We start from the raw sequence: 21,923 nt of genomic DNA, 5'->3' as shown, positions 1-21,923 counted from the left end.
GGTTTCACGGATCACGTTAAATTATGCCGCGAAACTCGCTTCCCCCAGGTGGCGTAGCTTGGCTCGACACGACGCAAGAACAGACGTTCAGCATCGCATCGATGTCGCAGTCGAACTGATCACGCGGCTCTGCCGCCACCTTCATTAGGGAGCTATCCATGTCCAAGCGCATTGCCTATCTCGCTGCCGCCGCTTTCGGCGCGCTCGCGCTGTCCTCGACCATCGTTGCGCCGGCGCGCGCCGAGGAGAAGACCGTGATGGTCGGAGGCGCGGCGATGTATCCGTCGAAGAACATCATCCAGAACGCCGTCAATTCCAAGGATCACACCACGCTGGTCGCCGCGGTGAAGGCCGCCGGCCTGGTGCAGACGCTGGAAGGCAAGGGCCCGTTCACGGTGTTCGCGCCGACCAACATGGCGTTCGGCAAGCTGCCGGCCGGCACCGTCGAGGGTCTCGTCAAGCCGGAGAACAAGGCTGTCCTGACCAAGATCCTCACCTATCACGTGGTGCCCGGCAGGATTGAGGCATCCGATCTGAAGGATGGTCAGGTCCTGAAGACGGTCGAGGGCGACCAGCTCACGGTCCGGCGCGACGGCAAGCACGTGATGATCCTCGATGCCAAGGGCGGCACGTCGATGGTCACGATCTCCAACGTCAACCAGTCGAACGGCGTCATCCACGTGATCGACAGCGTGCTGATGCCCGCGTCGTAAGTCGGACGCAACACCGGACACATCCGCCTTTTCCGCCTCCTCCTCGGAGATCCGGATGTGACCACGGGCGAGCCGGGGACCGTCCCCGGCTCGCTTTTTTGTGACCGTCGCTGACCGGCCGGGTACGGTTTTGCCGGCGCGTGCCTGTAACGATCGGCTGGTCTTGGCGTATATTCCGGCAGAGCCAACAACGCCCGCGACGGAGCGAAACCGCCATGTCCAGCCTCGCAGCCACCGAGAGCCAGATCAGCGTCCCCACCCGTGCCACGGTGATCCAGCCGGCCTGGGTGCGCGTCATGCATTGGATCAACGCGGCCGCGATGATCCTGATGATCATGTCGGGCTGGCAGATCTACAACGCCTCGCCGCTGTTCGACTTCCGCTTCGACCACAGCATCACGCTCGGCGGCTGGCTCGGTGGCGCGCTGCTGTGGCACTTCGCCGCGATGTGGCTGCTGATGCTGAACGGCCTGGCCTATCTGGTCACCGGCCTCGTCACCGGCCGCTTCCGGCGCAAGCTGCTGCCGATCTCGCCGGCGTCCGTCGTGGCCGATATCAGGGCCGCGCTGACGTTCAAGCTCTCGCATGGCGATCTCACCGTCTACAATGCGGTGCAGAAGCTGCTCTATCTCGGCATCATCGCGGTCGGCATCGTCATCGTGCTCACGGGCCTTTCGATGTGGAAACCCGTCCAGCTGCATTGGCTGGTGAGCCTGTTCGGCGACTATCCGGCTGCGCGCTACGTCCATTTCGTCTGCATGGCGCTGATCTGCGCCTTCCTGGTCATCCACGTCGCGCTCGCCCTGCTGGTGCCGAAGAGCCTTCGCGCGATGGTCATCGGACGCTGAGAGGAGATAGAATCATGGCCAAACGTTCGTTTCTCATTCCCGGCGTCGACAAACGGCTGCTGATCAAGGATTCCATCAAGGCGATGCCGGATCTGACCCGGCGCCGCTTCATCAGCGGCGGCGCCAGCCTTGGCGCGCTGACCCTGCTTGCCGGCTGTGACGTGATCGACAGTGATTCGGCCGAGGGACTGCTCAAGAAAGTCTCCAAGTTCAACGACGCCGTGCAGTCCTGGATGTTCAATCCGGACGCGCTGGCGCCGACCTTCCCCGACAGCGCGATCACCAAGCCGTTCCCGTTCAACGCCTACTACACGCTCGACGAGGCGCCGGAGATCGATGCCGCCGACTGGAAGCTCGAGGTGCGCGGCCTCGTCGACAACAAGAAGTCGTGGACCCTCGACGAGCTGCATGCGCTGCCGCAGGTCACGCAGGTGACGCGCCACATCTGCGTCGAGGGCTGGAGCGCGATCGGCTCCTGGACCGGCACGCCGCTGCGCGACTTCCTGAAGCTGATCGGCGCTGACACCCGTGCCAAATATGTCTGGTTCAACTGCGCCGACAAGGACGGCTACAATTCGCCCCTGGACATGCGCACCGCGCTGCATCCGCAGACCCAGATGACGTTCAAGTTCGCCGACCAGATCCTGCCGCGCGCCTATGGCTACCCGATGAAGATCCGCGTGCCCACCAAGCTCGGCTTCAAGAACCCGAAATACGTGGTCGCGATGGAGGTCACCAACGACTACAAGGGCGGCTACTGGGAGGACCAGGGCTACAATTCGTTCAGCGGGAGCTGATGACGCCGGTGGCGCTCACCTGCGGGCGGCCGGCTGCAGCGCGCGGCCGTCGCCGATGATGGCGAACGGGCCCCACATCCCGGGATAGGCGTTGAGCGGATCGCTGGTGTCGGCCATGTAGTCGAGCATTGCCCGCCGCAGCGCCTCCGATCGTCCGATCCGCCCGTCGGCCTGCAGCGTCTTGAAGGTGGATGTGCTGAGCCGGGTGGCCGCGGCCGACTCGACGCTCCAATGCGAGACCAGCAGCGCCCGGGCTCCGGCATAGAAGAAGGCGCGGGCAAGGCCCGACAGGGCCTCGGCGCCGGGCTTGCCTCCGGCGACCGTGTTGCATGCCGAGAGCACGACCCAATCGGCGTCGAGCTTGAGCTGGGCCACTTCGCTCGCGGTCAGCAGTCCGTCGTCGGTCTCGCTCGGCTTCGCCGGCAGCGAGAGCGCCAGCGCCGGCTCGCCGATGCCCTTGATGTCGCCGGCGACCAGGCCGTGGGTGGCGAAATAGATGATCCGGTAGTCCGCCAGGGGCTTCTGCTTGACGTTCGTTTCCGTCGCCTCGGCGCCGGTCATGATGTCGCTGTCGCGTGCGCCGACACTGCGCGCGACAGCCCGCACCTCCGCAGCGGTGTCGAGCAGCGTCGGCAACGATTGGGCAAGCCGGTCGCGATCAATTCCCGCCCCCTGCCAGAACTCACTATAGGCGCGGCTGACCTTTGCGAGCTTCGCTGCAGCCTGCTGATCGGCGATCGCCCTCGCCCGCTCGGCCGGGTCGAACACCGGATCGGCGAAGCCGATCAGCGGCTTGCGTTGCGCGCTGCTCGGCGGCGCGCCACCCAGGATTTCGAGGCTGCGAACCGACGGAAGCACGGTCACCGCATAGTCCTTCACCAGCCAGTGCGCGTCCCGATAGGTGGTGACGTCCTTCAGCTCCGGCGTGGCGATCGGCGGCGGCGCTGAGACAAGCAGATGCAGTGGCAATGCCGTAAGAGCTCGATCCGGAACCGCCAGCAGCTGCCGCTTTCCCTGCAGCAGCGGGGCCACCGGATCGAGAAGCAGCCGGTAAAGGTCGTGGGCGACGGCGAGGTCGAAGAGTCTGGCATGCCCGTCGAGCACCGAGTCCCGCACCGCCGCGATATCGAGCCCGGTCCGAAACGTGGTGATCTTGTCCTCGAGCTGCTTGGAGGTGATCTCGGTCGTCTTCCAGACGAACTGATCGCGCGTGAGCGCGAAGATGTCGACACGGTCCGCTCCGACCAGCCAGAACACGAACGCCTCGTCGGCGCCGAGCAGCTGCTGCACATCGCGATAGTTGAGCGGCTCCGGGTTGGCCAATTGGGCATAGGCGGGGAAACCGCGGTTGATCTTGTCGGCAATTCCCGCCAGTTCTCGCTCCGTTGCATCCTTTTCCTGCCGCAGGACCTCGAGAGCCGCCTTTTCGTCCGCCGTTTGTGCCGTCGTTGCAAGCGAGATCAGCTTCGACGCCTTTTGTTCGCGGGCGGCGGCAAGGTCCTGGCGCCGGCGGATCAATGCCGCCAGCGCCGGGTCGCCGACCCGCGCGCGTGCGCCCATCAACTGCACGGCCGCGCCGGCGGAGGATTCGTTGGCGCGCTGCGCAATCTCGAAGGCCTCGGCCTGCCGCGCCGCCGCGTCACCGCCGTCATCCCCGCTCTGGGACAGCGCCGCCACGTGCCGCCTGAAGTAATAGGTCCCGAGATCGTTCGCCTGGCCGGTAGCCGTCAGTGCGCCTGGAACGGCGGTCTTCGACCGGGCCAGAACGGCGCTTGTCGCCCGGCGATAATAGTCCAGCGATGCACGTGCATCGCCGCGCTTGTTTTCCAGTTGCGCCAGCGCATTCAGAATGAGAGCAACGTCGGGATGGCCCTCGCCGAAGGTGGCAAGCTCGATCGCCAGGGCGCGATCGTAGTAGGCCTTCGCCGGCTCGTATCTGTTCTGGATGCCTTCGACCCTGCCGAGGGTGCGCAGCGGCAGCACGAGCTGCGGATGGGTGGCGCCGAAGGTCTCCTCGCGAATCGCCAGCACCTTCTTGTACTGGTCGGCCGCGTCGTCATAGCGCTTGTCGCGCTCGGACATGTCGCCGAGTGTCCCGATGGAGGACGAAAGTTGATCGCGTGCCTGCAGCGACGGATTTTTTTCCAGCATGGCAACGGTGCGCTCGAGCAGTTTTCGCGCATCATCGCGTCGACCGGAATATTCGTAATTGTTGGCGAGGTTGACGAGGACCTGGGCGAAGCGCGTGCTGTTCTCGGGATTCTTCTCGTAGATCGCGAGCGCCCGTTCGAGCATCGTGACGGCCTCCGCGATGCGCGAATTGCGCGACAGCAGCGTTCCGACATCTGCGATCGCCGAGGCCAGCTGCTTGCTGTTTGGATCGAGCGTGCGTTCGAGCAGGGCCAGCGCCTTGAGCGCGTGGTCCATGGCCTCCACCTTGCGCTCCTGTCGGTAGTAGACGGCGACAAGGTCACTGTGCACGCCGCCGAGGTCGGCGTCGCCAAGCCCGGGAAGCGCCAGAGCACGCAACAACAATGTCTCGGCTTCGGCATGCTGGCCGGCGCGGCGCAGCACGGTGGCCAGACCGGACAGCTCGGGCGCGAGTTTTGGCGAATTGCTGCCCCAAGCTCTTTCCGCGGCCTCGATCGCGATGCGAAACTGCTGCCCGGCTTCGCCCAGCTTGGCTTGTTGCTGCAGCGCTTCCCCCCTCTGATGGGCGGCACGGACCAGGGCTTCGTCGCGTGACGGGGCCGGTGGGCTGGCGGGCGTCGGCGCCGATGCGACGGCGGGGCCGGGCGCCGGCGGAGCGAAGGGCACTGCTGCGACGATCAGCTCGCCCCTGGCGCCTTTCGCCTGCGCATTGGCGAGCGTCGCGATCGCCTCGGCGCGCAACTTTTGTTGAAGCCGCTGAGCGGCCGGCGGCTCCAGCGCTGGGCGATCATGAACGCCGGCGAACGTGTCGAGAGGCAACTGCACGGAGGACGTGAAGCCATCGGACGGTGACGCCTGAAGCTCCATGGAACGGCTCGTCGTCAGCTTGCCGAGCAAGGCTGCGGTCGCGCCGAAGTCCGCCATGCAGCCGTTCGGCAGGCAGATGACGAACGGCGCATTGCCGTAGGCCACGCCATCGAAGGCGAGCTTCACACCCGATCTGAGGCCGACGTTGAGTGGCAGGGTGATCCGGAGAGCTGGCTCGCCATTTATGCTCGGCTCGATGAGGACAGCCGCGGCGAGTGGTTCGCCCGCCCGGTCCCGCACGTCCATTCCGGTGAAGCAGGTGCGGTGCGGAGACGGATCGGCATCCTGCCGGCAGCTCTTGATCCAGGGAATGTAGGCCACCGCGGTCTTGGCCGGTCGTATCGCTTGCTCCGGGCCGGAGGAAACGACGAGGTCCTGGAGCTGCTGTTGCCTCTGCTTGGGTATCGCCGCCCAGCTCGACGGCTTGCCGCGTTGCGTCTCGCCGTAGTCCGTCAGTGCGAACTTGAAATTGAGCGGCTTGCCGTCGACGTTGATGGCCTGTGCGGTCAGGACGCCTCCGGCGACGAGCCGGGCTGCAACATCGGGAGATGCGGAGTAGTCGGCAACGCACCCTGTCGTGCGGCAGCGCACAAACGGACCTTCGACGGGTTTGTTGCCATCGAAGAGCAGCCGGGTGCCGAACTTCGTCTGCATTTTGAGCGGCAGCAGCAGCCTGACGACGCGGCCGCCGTTCTGAGGCAGCTCCCGCACCGCCAGCACGGCGGTCAGATCGTTGTGCTCGACGGCCTGGGCCGCCGCGAAGGTCACGCAACCATCCGTCCCGGCCGCCGCCGTGCAGGCCCGCGTCCAGATCGCCGATGCGGCCTCGGCTGCCCGCGCTCCGCAGATCGCGATCAGCGCGCTCGAGACAGCAAGGAGGACGATCCGTTTTCGCCGTGACTGGGACAAGGCCGATGATCCTGAAATTCGGATGGCAGCCGCCTGCATGCACCGTTGGCGTTTAGAATTCATTCTCGTAACGGCTCGTATCGGGCTGCTGCGGCGCGGCGTGTACGAAGGATATGTGCGAAATAAACGGTAGGCGCGGAGTGGCGAATAGTTCAGTGATCTAGATCACACACAGGCCGGCTATGTTCGAGGACAATGGTTCAAGCTGGTTGGATCGGAGCCAAGGAATGCGGCTGGGATTGATCATAGCCTTGATCGCTGCCTTCTCGGTACTGTCGAAGGACGTCACGGCGCAAACGAGCTCGGAGCAAACGAGCTCGGAGAACGACGTAATGCGCTCGCTGATGCGTCACCGTCTTGCGCGCTGCCCGATCGAGCAGGGCCCGCGCTGCTCGACATCCCGGCTCTCCGCGACGCCGCTTCGGATTCATTTCGGCTCCGGGTCGTCCCGGCTCGATGCACGCGCACGCGCCGTCCTTGCGGAGGCGCTGGCGCCCCATCTTGCTGCGGCGGGCCAGCCGGTCGCGATCGGTCTGTACGGCTATGCCGACGGTATCGGCAGCGCCGCCCACAATGACCGGCTTTCGCGGCGGCGTGCCGAGGCCGTTGCCGAGGTGCTGACGCGCGTCCACGGCATGTCCGATCGCGCGATGCATATCGAGGCCTTCGGCCGCCGCTTCGCGAAGCCGGAGATCAGCTCCGAGGACGATCGCGTCGTCGTCGTTACCTTCACGAATGGATAGTCGGTCTGGACGTGACCGCCGTCCGGCCGGCATTCGGCCGGCGAACTGAGCCTGATGCGGGTCAGCTCGCCGGCTTGGCCAGCTTGCCCTGCATCGCGGCCATCACCGCTGCCAGCAGCAGCAGCGCCGCCGAGACGTTCAGTGCGTAGCCGAGGCTGCCGAACGCGTCGGTGATGGCGCCGACCACGAACGGCCCAAGCGTCTGGCCGATGCCGAACACGATGGTCAGCGCCGCGATCGCGCGCGGCCACGCACTTTGCGGCAGATTGAAGCGCACGAAGGCCGTGGTCGCCGTGGTGACGGTGGAGAAAGCAATGCCGAACACGGCCGCCGATATGGCAAGCATGACCGGGGTATGACTGAGCACCGGAAGCGTGGCGCCGACGGCGTTGACCGTCAGAATGATCGCGGCAGGCACCCCGCCTCGATCCAGCGCGAGCACGCGGCGCCATACCCAGGGCGTGGTGAAGCCGGCGAGCCCGATCAGGCACCAGAACGCGGATTGCGCTGCTGCGCCGCCGCCGAGATCGCGGACATAGGCGATCATGAAGGTGAGATAGGCGATGTAGCCCGCGCCATAGAGGAAGTATCCGAACAGAAAGATCGTCATCGGCCGTAGCGAGACGTGGTCGGCTCGGCCCGAGGTCGGCGCCGCCATCGCCGGGATTGGCGTCAGCAGCAGCGGAATGATCAGCACCGCGCCGAGCGCCGTCAGCGCCAGCCACACGATCCACCACGAGCCGGGACCGAATGCCTGCAGCACGAACGGCGCCACCAGCCCGGAGGCGACGATGCCGAGCGGCGGCCCGGCATAGAACAGGCTCAGGATGAAGCTCGCCTGCGCCGGTCGCGACTGCGCGACGCGCGCTGCCAGCGCGCCGCCGGCCACGAAGGCGACGCCGGCGCCAATGCCGGCGACGAGCCGCGCCAGGCTGAGACCGACGAAGGCGTCCGTCGTCGCGCACACGGCCAGCGAGGCGAGGGCAGCGAGCGTTCCGCCGCGCACCGTGGCCGGCCCGCCGATGCGCCGGATCAGGTGCGACGCCAGGAGGGCGCCGAGCAGATAGCCGGCGGCATTGACCGTGTTCATGAAGCCGGCGGCCGAATACGACCAGTGCAGCGACTCGCGCATGTCCGGCAGCACCAGCGCGTAGGCGAAGCGGCCGATGCCGAGACCGACGATGGGGCCGAGCGACAGCGTGAGATTGAGCCGCGCCGGATGCAGCGGTGCCGGTTCGGCAATTTGAGGCAAAACATGCTCCCGCCCGCGCCAGCGGGGCCAATACGTTTTCTCAGATCATCATTTTGAAGAAACTTATACGCATCGGCGGCGCGGCTGTAGTCCCGTGCCGGCAATGGTGGCTTGCCAAGGGCGCAGGAGGGCTTTAGCACTCCGCGCGGATTTTTCCGTTCCCGTCATTGCCGGCTCGGCCGGTAATCCAGCCTTCAAATGATGGATGCCCGGGTCAGGCCCGGGCATGACAAGCCCGGTAAGGATGACGATCATGGCGACCCACAAGCTCCTTCTGCTGCCCGGCGACGGCATCGGCCCCGAGGTGATGGCGGAGGTGAAGCGGCTGATCGGCTGGCTGAACGCCAAGGGTCTCGCGTCGTTCGAGACCGAAGAGGGCCTGGTCGGCGGTTCCGCCTATGACGCCCATGGTGCGTCGATCTCCGAGGCCGACATGGCCAAGGCCAAGGCCGCCGACGCCATCATCTTCGGCGCCGTCGGCGGCCCGAAATGGGATGGCGTTCCCTACGAGGTCCGCCCCGAGGCCGGCCTGCTGCGCCTGCGCAAGGATCTCGGCCTGTTCGCCAATCTGCGGCCCGCGGTGTGCTACCCGGCGCTGGCCGATGCCTCGAGCCTGAAGCGCGAGATCGTCGAGGGGCTCGACATCATGATCGTGCGCGAGCTCACCGGCGGCGTGTATTTCGGCGAGCCCAAGACCATCACCGATCTCGGCAACGGCCAGAAGCGCGCCGTCGACACCCAGGTCTACGACACCTACGAGATCGAGCGCATTGCCCGCGTCGCCTTCGACCTCGCGCGCAAGCGCCGCAACAAGGTGACGTCGATGGAGAAGCGCAACGTCATGAAGTCTGGCGTGCTCTGGAACGAGGTCGTCACGGCGGTCCACAATCGCGAGTACAAGGACGTCACGCTCGAGCACCAGCTCGCCGATTCCGGCGGCATGAACCTGGTCAAATATCCGAAGATGTTCGACGTCATCGTCACCGACAACCTGTTCGGCGATATGCTGTCGGACATCGCGGCGATGCTGACCGGGTCGCTCGGCATGCTGCCCTCGGCCTCGCTCGGCGAGGTCGACGCCAAGACCCACAAGCGTCGCGCGCTGTACGAGCCGGTGCACGGCTCGGCGCCGGACATTGCGGGCAAGGGCCTCGCCAACCCGATCGCGATGCTGACCTCGTTCGGCATGGCGCTGCGCTATTCGTTCGACTTGGGCGCCCTCGCCGACAAGCTCGACGCCGCGATTGCCGCCGTGCTGGCCTCTGGCCTTCGCACCGCCGACATCAAGGCCGAGGGCACGACGCCGGCGTCGACCACGCAGATGGGCGAGGCGATCATCAAGGAGCTGGAGAAGCTCACGGCGTAGTCACTCGTCGGGGCCGAGATATTGCCACGCTGACGCTGCGCTCCCCTCCCCCACGCCGTCATCGCGCCAGCGATGGCGAGCAGCGGGGAGGGGTCGGGGGGGTCCACACCCAGCGACCCCGCCGTGTACATCGTCTCACTTTTCCAAATCCGTCACGATTCATCAGCGATCTCGAGGCGCTTCATCCGAAGCACCTCGATCGCCTTCTCAAAACGAACTCATCAGAGAGCATCGCCTGGGATCGCAAGGGCAGGGCTATCGCATATGAAGATCTGAGTCGTTTCGCTACGCTGCCTCCGCGTCGTCATGCCCGGGCTCCGTCCCGGGCATCCACGTCCTTCCCAGGATGCTGAACGACGTGGATGGCCGGGACGGAGCCCGGCCATGACGGTGTGGAGGGAGTCGAACTCAAAGTTGGACCGTCATATGCGATAGCCCTGCCGCAAGGGGGAGGGGAGCGCACCTCGCCGTCGAGATGGCTCGAATCCAACTCACGAGCATGTCGTGTTCGATCTTGCTCATTGGGACACGTGGTTGCGATCGCCGATCCTTTCCCGACTCCGCATCGCACGCGCGTCGGACTGGACCCGCACCTGTCGATTTTACCTGTAGACTTTCATCCCCGGATGAATAGCCTGCCCCAAAAGCCGCGCCATTCGGGAATGGACGCAGGTTCGCAAGCGTCGGAGAAGACGAATGCGGGGGGCGGGGAGGATGAACGTGGTCGTGACCGCGATGCGATATGCCGCTCGCGATGCAGCTTGTCATCGGCCGTGTCGTTGCCATGACGCCGCGGCGGCGGCTCGCGACGGGTCTCCCGCCAAACTCCTCGCGACACACGCTGACGCATGAGTGCGGCGCTGATTTCCGTTCACGGGCTGTGCAAGAGCTTTCCCGGCGTCCGGGCGCTGCACAATGTGCGGTTCGAGCTGCGCGCGGGCGAGGTTCACGCCGTGATGGGCGAGAACGGCGCCGGCAAATCGACGCTGATGAAGATCCTTGCCGGCGTCTACCGGAAAGACAGCGGCGACATCCTCTATGACGGCGTGAGCGTCGATTTTCCGAGCCCGCGCGAGGCGCAGGCCGCCGGCATCGGGATTATTCATCAGGAACTGCAGCTGATGAATCACCTCACGGTGGCGCAGAACATCTTCATCGGACGCGAGCCCCGCAAGGCGTTCGGGCTGCTGCTCGACGAGGACAGGCTCAACCGGCAGGCCGCCGAGCTGCTCGCCCATCTCAACCTGACGATCGATCCGCGCACCATCGTCGGTGGGCTGACGGTCGCGAAGCAGCAGATGGTGGAGATCGCCAAGGCGCTGTCCTTCGACTCGCGCGTCCTGATCATGGACGAGCCGACCGCCGCGTTGAACAACCGCGAGATCGCCGAGCTGTTCAAGATGATCCGTGCGCTCAAGGCGCGCGGGGTGGGCATCGTCTACATCTCGCACAAGATGGACGAGCTGAAGCAGATCGCCGATCGCGTCACCGTGCTGCGCGACGGCGAATATGTCGCGACGGTGCCGACCGCTGATACCACGATCGAGACCATCATCGGCATGATGGTCGGGCGCAGCTTGAGTGATGCGCGCGTGGTCGGCGCAGCCCCCGCCGGCGAGATCGCGCTCGAGGTGCGTAAGCTGAACTGTGGACCGCTGGTCCGCGATATCAGCTTCACCTTGCGCAAGGGAGAGATCCTGGGCTTTGCCGGCCTGATGGGGGCCGGCCGCACCGAGGTCGCGCGCGCCATCTTCGGCGCCGACGCCGCGCCGTCCGGGGAGATTCGCGTCAACGACCGGAAAGTGACGATCCGCACCCCGGCGCATGCGGTCGCCAACGGCATCGGCTATCTCTCCGAGGATCGCAAGCGTTTCGGGCTCGCCACCGGCATGGACGTCGAGTCCAACATCGTGATGTCGAACCTCGCGAACTATCTGTCATTGAGCTTCCTGCTCAGGAAGGGCGCGATCCGCGGCACCGCAGGCCGCTTCATCAGGATGTTGAACATCCGCACGCCGTCGGCGTCCCAGCAGGTCCGCCTGCTCTCCGGCGGCAACCAGCAGAAGATCGTCGTCGCCAAATGGCTCGATCGCGATTGCGATATCCTGTTCTTCGACGAGCCGACCCGGGGCATCGACATCGGCGCCAAGAGCGAGATCTACAAGCTGCTGCGGTCCCTGGCCGACCAGGGCAAGGCGATCGTCATGATCTCGTCGGAGCTTCCGGAAGTGATCAGGATGAGCGACCGTATCGTCGTGATGTGCGAGGGCCGCATCACCGGCGAATTGTCGCCGGACGAGGCCACGCAAGAGCGGATCATGCAGCTGGCCACCCAGCGCGAAACCATGAAGGCAGGCTGACGGCATGAGCGACCCGGCACTGGTCAAGGACCACAAGGACGGCATCGCGGCGAGCGGGTCCGGTGCTGTCGCCGCGCTGCGACGCCGGCTGCTCGGACCTGCGGCGCTGCAGAAGCTGCTCGCCTTCGCGAGCCTGGTGCTGCTGCTGATCTATTTCAGCTTCGCGTCGCCGGCGTTCATGCAGACCGACAACATGATCAACATCCTGCAGGCGACCGCAGTGAATGGCGTGCTGGCGATCGCCTCGACCTTCGTGATCATCACGGCCGGCATCGACTTGTCGGTCGGCACGCTGATGACCTTCTGCGCGGTGATGGCGGGCGTGTTCCTCACCTATTGGGAGCTGCCGATGTGGACGGGCATCGTCGCGGCCATCTTAACCGGCGCGCTCAGCGGCGCCGTGTCGGGCACGGTCATCACCAAGATGAAGGTGCCACCGTTCATCGCGACGCTCGGCATGATGCTGGTGCTGAAGGGGCTGGCCCTGGTCGTCTCCGGCAGCAAGCCGATCTATTTCAGCAACACCGAGAATTTCTCGATGATCTCGCAGGACTCGCTGCTCGGCGTGCTCGTGCCCGCCCTGCCGATTCCCAACGCGGCCCTGATCCTGTTCATCATGGCGGTCCTGGCCGCCGTCGTTCTCAACCGCACCGCGCTCGGCCGCTACACCTTCGCCATCGGCAGCAACGAGGAGGCGGTGCGGCTCTCCGGCGTGAATGTCGACCGCTGGAAGATCATCATCTACGGCCTCGGCGGCGCCATCTGCGGCGTGGCCGGCCTGCTGCTCGCCTCGCGCATCAATTCCGCGCAACCCGCGCTCGGCCAGGGCTATGAGCTCGATGCGATCGCCGCCGTCGTGATCGGCGGGACGTCGCTGAGCGGCGGCACCGGCACCATCCTCGGCACCATCATCGGTGCATTCATCATGAGCGTCCTGACCAACGGTCTGCGGATCCTGTCGGTGGCGCAGGAGTGGCAGTTCGTCGTCACCGGAATCATCATCATTCTCGCTGTCTACGCCGACATGCTGCGTCGAAACCGCGCCTGACGCTGAAGGAGAACGAGCCGACCATCATCGTCCGGATGTCGAGCTGAAGACCCGCGCCCGCCCCCCGACGGCGACGGCCACTACAACGAGAAAATCGTCAAACGAGACAATCACCAAACGAAGCGAGGAAACACCAATGTCGAACAAGCATCTGTTGAAGAAGCATCTCTTCGGCGTCGCGCTCGGCGCCCTCATGGCCGCGGGATCGTCCGCGGGCGCTCGCGCCGAGGATGTCTATATCCCCCTCGTCTCCAAAGGCTTCCAGCACCAGTTCTGGCAGGCCGTGAAGGTCGGCGCCGAACAGGCCGCGAAAGCCGCCAACGTCAAGATCACCTTCGAAGGGCCGGAGACCGAGGCCATGGTCGACAAGCAGATCGACATGCTCTCGGCCGCGCTCGCCAAGAAGCCACAGGCGATCGGCTTCGCCGCGCTCGACTCCAAGGCGGCCATTCCGCTCTTGAAGAAGGCCGACGCGGCCAAGATCCCGGTGATCGCCTTCGACTCCGGCGTCGACAGCGACATTCCCCTGACGACCTGCACCACCGACAACCTCGCCGCGGCGGGGCTCGCCGCGGACAAGATGGCTGACATGATCGGGGATGCCGGCGACGTCGCGGTGCTCGTGCACGACCAGACCAGCCGCACCGGCATCGACCGCCGCGATGGCTTCCTGAAGCGGATCAAGGACAAGCATCCGAACATCAAGATCGTCAGCGTGCAGTATGGCGGCGGCGATCAGCTGAAGTCGACCGAGATCACCAAGTCGATCCTGCAGGCCAACCCGAACATCAAGGGCATCTTCGGCGCCAACGAGGGCTCTGCGATCGGCGTGCTGAACGGCGTCAAGGAGATGAAGAAGAAGATCGTCGTGATCGGCTACGATTCCGGCAAGCAGCAGAAGGCGGCGATCACCTCGGGCGAGATGGCGGGCGCGATCACGCAGAACCCGATCGGCATCGGCAGCTGCACCGTGGACGCCGCCGTCAAGGCGTTGAAGGGTGAGAAACTGCCGAAGGTCACCGACACCGGCTTCTACTGGTACGACAAGTCCAACATCACCGACCCGAAGATCGCAGCGGTGCTGTACGACTGAGATCCGAGTGACGAGGTCAAAATCAGGGAGCCGCGATCGGCGATCTGAGTTGTTCTCTCGGCTGCCTCCCCATCGTCATGCCCGGGCTTGTCCCGGGCATCCATGTCGTTCCCAGGATGCCGAACGATGTGGATGGCCGGGACAAGCCCGGCCATGACGGAGTCGCTGGGGAGGAGCTTTGCGCGCCGCGATTGGTCGTCGGGCAAATCAAATCGGTGCGTCTGCGCGATTGCTGATGATCACCGTGGTGACCTGCTGTCCCTTTCCCGCGAAATCCGTCGCGGCGAAAAACTCATTTCACCCGCGGCATCAGTCAGATCCGCCAATCCGGATCTTCCGCGCCTAAAAATACCTTTCGCTTTTCCAGAATTCGTGCTCTTCTTCTGCCATCCCGCTTCGCCACGAGGGGCGTTTCGCGATCGTCATGAGACGCGAGGCGGGGATGCGGTGGCCGCGAGGTGTCGCAGCATGTCCTTCAACGGCATGCGGACGAACGATGCTCTTGCGGACGTGAAGCTGCGTGGTCCTGGCGCCCCGATGCTGGCGCTAACTTCGCGAGGGATGCTTGCGCATCGCGCGGAGGACGGTGGCTAACAAGCCGGACACCGGGGAGAGCGCACATAAGCGTGAAGACCATCGCGCGGGGAAGGCCGGGTCGGTCCGGCTGTACCTGTGGTTCCTGCCCCGTGCATTTTTTTCGCACGGGGGCCACGGGCCTCAGCCGAGGCTCGGCCTTCCCTGCGCCCTCGTTTTTCGAAGAGGGCGGAATTGATTGCATCACTCGGACGCGACAGCGCCGCGAGAACGGAGCGTCATGTCATCGTCATTACGAGCGCAGCGAAGCAATCCAGAGTCCTCCCGCTGGGGCAGTCTGGATTGCTTCGTCGCTGCGCTCCTCGCCATGACGCGCGCCGAGAGTGGTGTGTGCTGCAGCTGGCTTCAAACAAAAAGGCCGGGCGGAGCCCGGCCTTGGTGATCGGATGATACCGTCGCCCTCAGTAGTAGGGGATCGGAATCCGGGTCGGGTACCCGCCGAGATCGGTCGGCGCCATCAGCGGCTGGCGATCGATCGGTCGGTTCAGATTCTCGCGCGCGAACGACGGATAACCAGCCGTCGGAGGGAAGGCGTAGTCGGAGAATTTGCGGTCACCGGGCAGCACCTCGGTGCCACCGTCGAGAAAGGACCGCTTGCTGACGTAGATGCGGGTTCGCGGGCCGGACTGATAGGAATAGTTCGGGCTGTTGCCGGCATTGACTTCGGCCCCGCGGCGCTTGGTGGTGGCGGCATCGGCGGACGTAACGGCAAAAGACGTGACGGCAAGACCGGTCGCGGCGATCACCGCCAGGGTCAAGGCCCGGGTTGCGGCAGAAATTTCAATCATCACGTCCTCTTCCTCGCGCCAAAAGGGGCGGGCGCTCGCCATGCGCATGATCTGGCGCGCACAATATCTGCGTCGCCTGTGGCATCACAAGGTCATTCCCGCGGCCCGGTTCAAGATAAATCCCGCCTGTGGCGGGAAAGTTGCATCAAAATCCGTCACTTGGCGGAATTGTTGCGGCGACCGGCGGGGGCGCCAAATGCCGAAACGTCCGGACGCGCGCGGACACATTCGCCGACTGTTTCAGAGCCGGCCGCGCAGCTTGGGATTGTCGAGCGCCGTCACCCAGTCGCTCAGGGTCCTGGCCTCGCCCGGGCCATCACAATCGGCCCGGCGCGGCTCGGCCTGGGAGAACAACTCCGCCAGGGCGGTGTCATGCCGCGAGGACAGCACGGTCAGCCGGTTGAGCATGCAACCGACCATGGCGCGGCGGGCCGGCATCGTGACGCCCTGGCAGGACCAGCCGGAGATCCGCAGCGCCGGCTCGGCAATGGTCTTGATAAAGCCGAGGCAGGCACCGGGACCTTCCGGAACTCCTGCCCGCCGCATCAGGCCGACCGGCCCAAACCGGCTCTCGATGACGCCAGCGGTCTCGAGATCGGCCCCGGCGCTCCGCCCCATCCGGACGACGAGATCGGCGCGCGGATTGCCGACGGCATCGCGTTCGGGCCCGATGCGGTAGATCTCGAGCTCGGCGGCCGGCCGATCTCGAGACCGCTCGCCCCAGCGCAGTACGTCCTTGCGGCCGCCGGCCGGGTGGGTGAGCACGGTATAGGTTGCGGTTCTGTCGGGCTGGTCGGCGAGGCGCAGCGAGAACGCCGGTACCGCGCCCTCGGCCGTGGTCCAGCCGGGCCGCAGCGGCGGGCCGGCATCGTCGCCGCCATCGAGCGCGTTCCAGCCGGCCATGCCGACCATGGCGATCAGCGCCAGAGCGCCCACATAGGCAAACAGGCGTGCGAAGGTGCCGCACACCTCGTCCGTGATGGCCTGGAAGGCCTGCAGAACGGTGGCGGTGCGGGTCGTGGCGGCTGTTCTGGCCGAATCGGAATGCATCGAAGGCGAGACATCGTGGTAACGTTGTGTCAGGGACGTTTCTCGCATAGAAGCGCTGCCGCCCCGGTTTCCGCCTGTCCGCGCGGTCGGCCATTTTTCTTCGGAGAGTGAATGATGGGTTACAAAGTCGCAGTGGTCGGCGCGACCGGCAATGTCGGACGGGAAATGCTCAACATCCTGGATGAGCGCAAATTTCCCGCGGACGAGGTCGTCGCGCTCGCGTCACGCCGCAGCATGGGCGTCGAAGTGTCGTATGGCGATCGCACGCTGAAATGCAAAGCGCTGGAGCACTACGATTTTGCCGATGTCGACATCTGCCTGATGTCCGCGGGCGGAGAGGTCTCGAAGGAATGGTCGCCGAAGATCGGTGCCGCCGGCGTCGTCGTGATCGACAACTCCTCGGCCTGGCGCATGGATCCCGACGTGCCGCTGATCGTGCCGGAGGTGAATGCGGACGCCGCGGCGGGCTTCAAGAAGAAGAACATCATCGCCAACCCGAACTGCTCGACCGCGCAGCTCGTGGTGGCGCTAAAGCCGCTGCATGACAAGGCCATCATCAAGCGCGTCGTGGTCTCGACCTATCAGTCGGTGTCCGGTGCCGGCAAGGATGCGATGGACGAACTGTTCTCGCAGACCAAGGCCGTCTACACCAACGACGAGCTCGTCAGTAAGAAGTTTCCCAAGCGCATCGCCTTCAACGTCATTCCGCAGATCGACGTCTTCATGGAAGACGGCTTTACCAAGGAAGAGTGGAAGATGATGATGGAGACCAAGAAGATCCTGGATCCGAAGATCAAGCTGACCGCGACCTGCGTGCGCGTGCCGGTGTTCGTCGGCCATTCGGAAGCGGTCAACGTCGAGTTCGAGAACCCGATCACGGCGGATGAGGCGCGCGAGATCCTGCGCCGGGCGCCGGGCTGCCTCGTGATCGACAAGCATGAGCCCGGCGGCTATGCGACGCCCTACGAGGCGGCCGGCGAGGACGCGACCTATATCAGCCGCATCCGCGAGGATGGCACGGTCGAGAACGGGCTGGCGTTCTGGTGCGTGTCGGACAATCTGCGCAAGGGCGCGGCGCTCAACGCGATCCAGATCGCCGAGGTGCTGATCAATCGCAAGCTGATCACGGCCAAGAAGAAGGCGGCGTAACCGACGCCGCCGGATCGAATGGTGGTGAGTAGCGAATGGCGAATAGTGAAAACGAACTACTCGCTACTCCCCATTCGCTACTCGCCGATCCGCGCGCTCTTGAATTCCTTGGCGGCTTTGTCCAGCACGAACAGCGAGCCCTCGGAGACGCCGAAATAGGCGCCGTGGAGCTGCAGGTCACCGGCCTCGACGCGGCTGCGCACGAACGGGAAGGTCATGAGGTTTTCGAGGCTGCGGAACACCGCGGCCTTCTCGATCCGGGTGACGAAGTCCTGCATGCTTTCGTGGTCGCGCTGCTCGACCACCTCGCCGGGCTTGATGAACATCGACATCCAGCGGCCGATGAAGTCGCCGGGCGACAATGGCGCAGCCTTGTCGACGAAGGCGCGGATGCCGCCGCACTGGGCGTGACCCAGGATGACGATGTGCTTCACGCGCAGCACCGTGACCGCGTATTCCAGCGCCGCCGAGACGCCGTGGGCGTTGGCGTCGGGCTGATAGATCGGCACCAGATTGGCGATGTTGCGCAGCACGAACAGTTCGCCCGGGCCGACGTCGAAGATCACCTCGGGCGAGACGCGGGAATCGCAGCAGCCGATCACCATGACTTCTGGCGACTGGCCGCGCTCGGAGAGCTCGAGGTAGCGGCTCTGTTCGGTCGGCAGACGGTTGGCGCTGAAGGCGCGATAGCCCTCGAGCAGACGTTGCGGAAACGAGATCATGGGACTTGCCTAAACACATGCGGCTGATGGGAACAAGCCTTTCGGGCGGCCTTGCGAAATGGTATCGCGGGCCGCCTCCATAAACCAAGGGGAACGTCGACATGATCCGCCCGCGCCGCAGCCTCCTGTTCATGCCCGGCTCCAATGCGCGCGCGCTGGAGAAGGGGCGGAACCTGCCGGCCGACGGGCTGATCCTCGATCTCGAGGATTCGGTGGCGCCGGATGCCAAGGCGGCCGCACGCGAGCAGATCGCCAAGGCGGTCGCCGCCGATGGCTACGGCAAGCGGGAACTCCTGATCCGCATCAACAGCCTGGACACGCCATGGTGGAGCGACGACGTCGCCATGGCCGGGCAGGCGGCGACCGACGGCATCCTGGTTCCAAAGGTGTCGACCGTCGAGGACCTGCGGACGGTGACCGACCGCCTGGCCGAGGTCGGCGCCGATCCGGCGCTGAGGGTGTGGGCGATGATCGAGACCGCGCGCGCCGTGCTCGACGCCGACCGGCTGGCGGCGACGGCCCATGAAGCCGGATCACGGCTGGCCGGCTTCGTGTTCGGACCGAACGACATCTCTCGCGAGACACGCATCCGTATGCTGCCGGGCCGCGCGACGATGCTGCCGATGATCAGCTACTGCATCCTGGCGACGCGCGCGCACGGGCTGGAGATCCTGGACGGGCCCTATAGTGATTTCGCCAATGCCGACGGCTTCTCGCAGGAATGCGTCCAGGCCCGCGATCTCGGCTTTGACGGCAAGACGCTGATTCATCCCGGCCAGATCGATGCCTGCAACGCGATCTTCACACCGCCGGCCGCCGAAGTCGCCGATGCCCGCAAGATCATCGCCGCGTTCGATCTGCCGGAGAATGCCTCGCGCGGCGCGATCCAGATCGACGGCCGCATGGTGGAGCGGTTGCATGCCGAGATGGCGCGGCGCACGATCGCGATTGCGGATGCGATCGCGGGGATGGGAAAGTAGGAGCGTAGCGGGCGTGGTCAGGTCCGCTTGAGGCTGAGGATGTAGTTGACGAGGTCGCCGCGTTGCTCCGCCGTCAGGATGACGTTGGGCATCGTGGGATGGCTGCTCTGCAGGAAGACCTTGAGCGACAGCTCGGTCGCCGACGGCATGTTGGCGACCGCGACGAAATCGGGCGCCGTCGTGGTCTGGACTCGCGCCCCGCTCGCGTCGATGGCATGGCAGCTGCTGCACCAGACTTCGGCGAGCTTGCGGCCGGCCTGCACGCTCTCGGCCGCGGGCGTCACGCCGCTGGCATTGTGCAGCCGGATCAGCAGCATGGCGCCGAGCGCGAGCAGGATCGCGGCGCCGACATGGATCCAGGTGTTGCGGTGCAGATTCGGCAGGCTCATCGCGTTGCTCCGCTCGGGGTTCGCAGGGTGAGGCTGCTGATCAGTGCTTGACGGCGGCGATGCCCAGGTGGTCGATCGTCGGCGCGTTCAGGCAGTATGCCTCATAGTGCTCGCCGGCCGTGCCGGCCGCGAGATCGCGGTGGCAGCGCGGCTTGTCCTTGCACATGGCACAGACGCGCTCCATGTCGCGCAGCACGAGCGGCTCGGTGCGCGACAACGCAGCCTCGTCGATGCCGAGCGCCTTCAGCATGTGCGGCAGCTCGTCCGCGGCGTGCTCGCCGTGACGCACCAACTCGTCGAGATCGGCCGGCGTGACCTGCAGGTCCATCGCGATACGCTCGAAATCGTCGCGGTCCAACTGCCGGAGCTCGCTGAGCTCACGCCGATGCCTGAGCCATTGCGCGAACGTATCGATCAGGAACTGGACCCTGGGATAGGGCTTGGCATCTGCAGTCATGGCACGTCTCCGATGATTGCATGCAATCAATCACCGGGTTGCCGCCCGGACGTTGCGGTAGATCAAGCAGCGGTACGGCCGCGCGCTGGCGGCAAGGCCGGGACGTCAGCTTCGCGCGTCGAAGCGGCCGGCCGCCCACGCATAGAGGCTGCCGGGCGCCGGCGTCTCGCCGCCGCGGCCCTTCGGCGAGACGTGCAGGCCGACGATGGCGGGATCGCTGATCAGGGCGGAGAAGTCGGAAGGGTCGAAGAAGGCCTTCGGCTCGGCGTGGACGGCATAGAAGCTGCGCTTCGGCAGCGCATGGCGCAGCGAGCCATGGCGGCGCGCCAGCGCCGTCAGCGCCGCGGGGCCGAAGATCGCGACGCGAATGTCCGACAGGCGCTTCGAGCCGCCGCGCAGGCGGCGAGCTGCGAAGGTGAGCCGGTGGCGCAGCGACAGCCAGTTCGGTGTCAGTTCCTCCTGTGCCATCAGCGCATCGAATTCAGCGACGATCGGGTCGTTCGGCGGCAGATAGAGGACGGAATTGCCGAGCTGGCGCGGCCGCTCCCAGGCGAAAAAGGGCAGCGCGGGGTCGATCTCGACCGGCCGCAGCAGCAGCACGTCGGCGTCGAGCCAGATCCCGGCGCCCTGCGCCATCAGCCGCATCCGGAAGAAGTCGCTGAACTGCAAGGTGGTCCAGTCGCGCCAGCTGCCGTCCGGCTGCGGCGGGCGCAGCCGTTCGGAGAACGCATAGGGCAGGACCGCCTCGGCCTCGGCGTTCCCGACCCCGTCGGGCAGGCCCGGCAGCGGATCGAAGCTGTAGACGGTGACGTTGTGGCCGGCGGCAAGCTGCGAGCGCAGGCAGGTCTGGCGCAGCCGATCGAGCGGCCCGCGCCAGAACGTCACGACCTCGGGCAAGACGCGCGTCAACGGCTGACCTGTTCTCGTCGGGCTACTCTCGAAACAAGGCCCCGGACGAGGTCCGGGGCCCGCGAACTCTACCGTTCAGCGCCGGCTCAGGCCCAGGCACGCTCGGCCAGCTTGGCCTCGTAGCTGTCGATCGAGGCCTTCTTCTCCAGCGTCAGGCCGATATCGTCGAGGCCGTTGAGCAGGCAGTGCTTGCGGAACGGGTCGATCTCGAACTTCACGGTGCCGCCGTCGGGGCCGCGGATCTCCTGGCTCGCGAGATCGATCGTCAGGGTCGCGTTGGCGCCGCGCTCGGCGTCGTCGAACAGCTTGTCGAGATCGGCCTGCGACACGCGGATCGGCAGGATGCCGTTCTTGAAGCAGTTATTGTAGAAGATGTCGCCGAACGAGGTCGAGATCACGCAGCGGATGCCGAAATCGAGCAGCGCCCAGGGCGCGTGCTCGCGGCTCGAGCCGCAGCCGAAATTGTCGCCGGCGACCAGGATCTTGGTGTTGCGATAGGCCGGCTGGTTGAGCACGAAATCCGGGTTCTCGCTGCCGTCGTCCTTGTAGCGCTGTTCCGAGAACAGGCCCTTGCCAAGGCCGGTGCGCTTGATGGTCTTCAGGTACTGCTTGGGGATGATCATGTCGGTGTCGACATTGATGATCTTCAGCGGCGCGGCGACGCCTTCCAGCGTGGTGAACTTGTCCATCGGGGGCACCTTCGAGAATACGGGCAGGCCTGCTGTTTAGCCCGATTGG

General features: G+C 65.5%; 21 protein-coding genes. 12 read left to right on the top strand and 9 right to left on the bottom strand.

Features of this window, described 5'->3' with window-relative positions:
- Window positions 1-158 precede the first annotated feature (158 nt).
- The 3 genes from LQG66_RS21980 to LQG66_RS21970 all read left to right on the top strand — a co-directional run bounded on the left by LQG66_RS21980 (window position 159) and on the right by LQG66_RS21970 (window position 2,358).
- Window positions 159-713 (top strand): fasciclin domain-containing protein, encoded by a 555-nt coding sequence (locus LQG66_RS21980; protein WP_231317770.1) that lies wholly within the window; start codon window positions 159-161, stop codon window positions 711-713.
- Between the two features lie 215 nt (window positions 714-928).
- The gene (locus tag LQG66_RS21975) at window positions 929-1,561 is read left to right on the top strand and encodes a cytochrome b/b6 domain-containing protein (protein ID WP_231317769.1); all 633 of its coding nucleotides are present in this window, start codon (window positions 929-931) and stop codon (window positions 1,559-1,561) included.
- Between the two features lie 14 nt (window positions 1,562-1,575).
- Complete coding sequence (locus LQG66_RS21970; RefSeq protein WP_231317768.1) at window positions 1,576-2,358, top strand: molybdopterin-dependent oxidoreductase; 783 nt, start codon at window positions 1,576-1,578, stop codon at window positions 2,356-2,358.
- Window positions 2,359-2,373: 15 nt separating this feature from the next.
- On the opposite strand, the gene LQG66_RS21965 is transcribed toward LQG66_RS21970, so the two are convergent.
- A complete protein-coding gene (locus LQG66_RS21965) occupies window positions 2,374-6,144 on the bottom strand; it encodes a CHAT domain-containing protein (RefSeq protein WP_231317767.1) in 3,771 nt (1,256 codons plus the stop codon).
- A gap of 25 nt (window positions 6,145-6,169) precedes the next feature.
- Here LQG66_RS21965 and LQG66_RS21960 point away from each other — a divergent pair, with 25 nt between their 5' ends.
- Together LQG66_RS21960 and LQG66_RS21955 are read left to right on the top strand one after the other, a co-directional pair.
- The gene (locus tag LQG66_RS21960) at window positions 6,170-6,418 is read left to right on the top strand and encodes a hypothetical protein (RefSeq protein ID WP_231317766.1); all 249 of its coding nucleotides are present in this window, start codon (window positions 6,170-6,172) and stop codon (window positions 6,416-6,418) included.
- A gap of 94 nt (window positions 6,419-6,512) precedes the next feature.
- A complete protein-coding gene (locus tag LQG66_RS21955) occupies window positions 6,513-7,028 on the top strand; it encodes an OmpA family protein (protein ID WP_231317765.1) in 516 nt (171 codons plus the stop codon).
- A 61-nt stretch (window positions 7,029-7,089) separates the two neighbouring features.
- Here LQG66_RS21955 and LQG66_RS21950 read toward each other — a convergent pair whose 3' ends face one another.
- On the bottom strand, window positions 7,090-8,280 hold the full coding sequence (locus LQG66_RS21950; protein ID WP_231317764.1) for a YbfB/YjiJ family MFS transporter: 1,191 nt from the start codon (window positions 8,278-8,280) through the stop codon (window positions 7,090-7,092).
- Between the two features lie 253 nt (window positions 8,281-8,533).
- Between LQG66_RS21950 and leuB the strand changes: the two genes are divergently transcribed.
- The 5 genes from leuB to LQG66_RS21925 all read left to right on the top strand — a co-directional run bounded on the left by leuB (window position 8,534) and on the right by LQG66_RS21925 (window position 14,741).
- A complete protein-coding gene (leuB, locus tag LQG66_RS21945) occupies window positions 8,534-9,646 on the top strand; it encodes a 3-isopropylmalate dehydrogenase (protein ID WP_231317763.1) in 1,113 nt (370 codons plus the stop codon).
- 848 nt (window positions 9,647-10,494) lie between these two features.
- Window positions 10,495-12,006 (top strand): sugar ABC transporter ATP-binding protein, encoded by a 1,512-nt coding sequence (locus tag LQG66_RS21940; RefSeq protein ID WP_231317762.1) that lies wholly within the window; start codon window positions 10,495-10,497, stop codon window positions 12,004-12,006.
- 4 nt (window positions 12,007-12,010) lie between these two features.
- Window positions 12,011-13,054: an ABC transporter permease gene (locus tag LQG66_RS21935; RefSeq protein WP_231317761.1), complete on the top strand. Its 1,044-nt coding sequence runs from the start codon at window positions 12,011-12,013 to the stop codon at window positions 13,052-13,054.
- A 136-nt stretch (window positions 13,055-13,190) separates the two neighbouring features.
- On the top strand, window positions 13,191-14,147 hold the full coding sequence (locus tag LQG66_RS21930) for an ABC transporter substrate-binding protein (RefSeq protein WP_425601233.1): 957 nt from the start codon (window positions 13,191-13,193) through the stop codon (window positions 14,145-14,147).
- A gap of 153 nt (window positions 14,148-14,300) precedes the next feature.
- A complete protein-coding gene (locus LQG66_RS21925) occupies window positions 14,301-14,741 on the top strand; it encodes a hypothetical protein (protein WP_231317760.1) in 441 nt (146 codons plus the stop codon).
- A 401-nt stretch (window positions 14,742-15,142) separates the two neighbouring features.
- On the opposite strand, the gene LQG66_RS21920 is transcribed toward LQG66_RS21925, so the two are convergent.
- Both LQG66_RS21920 and LQG66_RS21915 read right to left on the bottom strand, forming a co-directional pair.
- Window positions 15,143-15,529 carry a hypothetical protein gene (locus LQG66_RS21920; protein WP_231327886.1) on the bottom strand — a complete coding sequence of 129 codons (387 nt, stop codon included), beginning with the start codon at window positions 15,527-15,529 and terminating at the stop codon, window positions 15,143-15,145.
- Between the two features lie 240 nt (window positions 15,530-15,769).
- Window positions 15,770-16,579 carry a hypothetical protein gene (locus tag LQG66_RS21915; protein ID WP_231317759.1) on the bottom strand — a complete coding sequence of 270 codons (810 nt, stop codon included), beginning with the start codon at window positions 16,577-16,579 and terminating at the stop codon, window positions 15,770-15,772.
- 114 nt (window positions 16,580-16,693) lie between these two features.
- Between LQG66_RS21915 and LQG66_RS21910 the strand changes: the two genes are divergently transcribed.
- A complete protein-coding gene (locus tag LQG66_RS21910) occupies window positions 16,694-17,728 on the top strand; it encodes an aspartate-semialdehyde dehydrogenase (protein ID WP_231327885.1) in 1,035 nt (344 codons plus the stop codon).
- 77 nt (window positions 17,729-17,805) lie between these two features.
- Here LQG66_RS21910 and LQG66_RS21905 read toward each other — a convergent pair whose 3' ends face one another.
- On the bottom strand, window positions 17,806-18,450 hold the full coding sequence (locus LQG66_RS21905; protein WP_231317758.1) for a carbonic anhydrase: 645 nt from the start codon (window positions 18,448-18,450) through the stop codon (window positions 17,806-17,808).
- A 101-nt stretch (window positions 18,451-18,551) separates the two neighbouring features.
- Between LQG66_RS21905 and LQG66_RS21900 the strand changes: the two genes are divergently transcribed.
- Window positions 18,552-19,430: an HpcH/HpaI aldolase/citrate lyase family protein gene (locus LQG66_RS21900; protein WP_231317757.1), complete on the top strand. Its 879-nt coding sequence runs from the start codon at window positions 18,552-18,554 to the stop codon at window positions 19,428-19,430.
- Between the two features lie 17 nt (window positions 19,431-19,447).
- On the opposite strand, the gene LQG66_RS21895 is transcribed toward LQG66_RS21900, so the two are convergent.
- The 4 genes from LQG66_RS21895 to leuD form a co-directional block, all read right to left on the bottom strand.
- Window positions 19,448-19,819 carry a c-type cytochrome gene (locus LQG66_RS21895; RefSeq protein ID WP_231317756.1) on the bottom strand — a complete coding sequence of 124 codons (372 nt, stop codon included), beginning with the start codon at window positions 19,817-19,819 and terminating at the stop codon, window positions 19,448-19,450.
- Between the two features lie 40 nt (window positions 19,820-19,859).
- Entirely contained in the window at window positions 19,860-20,276 is a 417-nt protein-coding gene (locus tag LQG66_RS21890) for a hypothetical protein (RefSeq protein ID WP_231317755.1), read from the bottom strand.
- Window positions 20,277-20,381: 105 nt separating this feature from the next.
- Window positions 20,382-21,185 carry a capsular polysaccharide synthesis protein gene (locus LQG66_RS21885; protein ID WP_231317754.1) on the bottom strand — a complete coding sequence of 268 codons (804 nt, stop codon included), beginning with the start codon at window positions 21,183-21,185 and terminating at the stop codon, window positions 20,382-20,384.
- An 86-nt stretch (window positions 21,186-21,271) separates the two neighbouring features.
- Window positions 21,272-21,874 (bottom strand): 3-isopropylmalate dehydratase small subunit, encoded by a 603-nt coding sequence (gene leuD / locus LQG66_RS21880; RefSeq protein ID WP_231317753.1) that lies wholly within the window; start codon window positions 21,872-21,874, stop codon window positions 21,272-21,274.
- Between the last annotated feature and the right edge of the window lie 49 nt (window positions 21,875-21,923).

It is taken from the genome of Bradyrhizobium ontarionense (genome assembly GCF_021088345.1).
Lineage (GTDB): Bacteria > Pseudomonadota > Alphaproteobacteria > Rhizobiales > Xanthobacteraceae > Bradyrhizobium > Bradyrhizobium ontarionense.
Note: the sequence above shows the minus strand (reverse complement) of the source record. Positions and strands in the feature narration are given on the sequence as shown.